This is a genomic window from Neisseria sp. HMSC03D10, from assembly GCF_001807625.1.
In the GTDB taxonomy this organism is placed as follows: Bacteria; Pseudomonadota; Gammaproteobacteria; order Burkholderiales; family Neisseriaceae; genus Neisseria; species Neisseria mucosa.
Genome location: NZ_KV789536.1, coordinates 2,275 through 2,812, shown reverse-complemented (window position 1 = coordinate 2,812; position 538 = coordinate 2,275). Strand labels below are relative to the sequence as shown.

The 538-nt window shown below is 53.7% G+C and carries 1 CRISPR repeat array.

Features of this window, described 5'->3' with window-relative positions:
- Positions 1-32: 32 nt before the first annotated feature.
- Positions 33-472: a CRISPR direct-repeat array (repeat unit 31 nt; unit sequence CAGCCGCCTTCAGGCGGCTGTGTGTTGAAAC).
- Positions 473-538 lie beyond the last annotated feature (66 nt).

The following is a 538-nucleotide window of genomic DNA, read 5'->3' as shown; positions in this document are numbered from 1 at the left end:
TCACTGGTAATATCCACTGCATATGTCTGCACTAGCCGCCTTCGGGCGGCTGTGTGTTGAAACATGCCTGCGTTTGGTATGATTACCAACGCTGGTCCAGCCGCCTTCAGGCGGCTGTGTGTTGAAACATGCCTGTTCACTGGTAATATCCACTGCATATGTCTGCACCAGCCGCCTTCAGGCGGCTGTGTGTTGAAACCTTGATACTGCACTGTACAAGGAATTTGGTATACCCCAGCCGCCTTCAGGCGGCTGTGTGTTGAAACACGCCCCTATCTGACGACGTATGATTTTGTCTATACACAGCCGCCTTCAGGCGGCTGTGTGTTGAAACTTGCAGATATTGTTTAATCTTTTCTGCTTGCACACCCAGCCGCCTTCAGGCGGCTGTGTGTTGAAACATGCCTGTTCACTGGTAATATCCACTGCATATGTCTGCACCAGCCGCCTTCAGGCGGCTGTGTGTTGAAACACGCGGGCGGCGGCGAACCTGCCGTCTTTTGTGGGGCCAGCCGCCTTCAGGCGGCTGTGTGTTGAA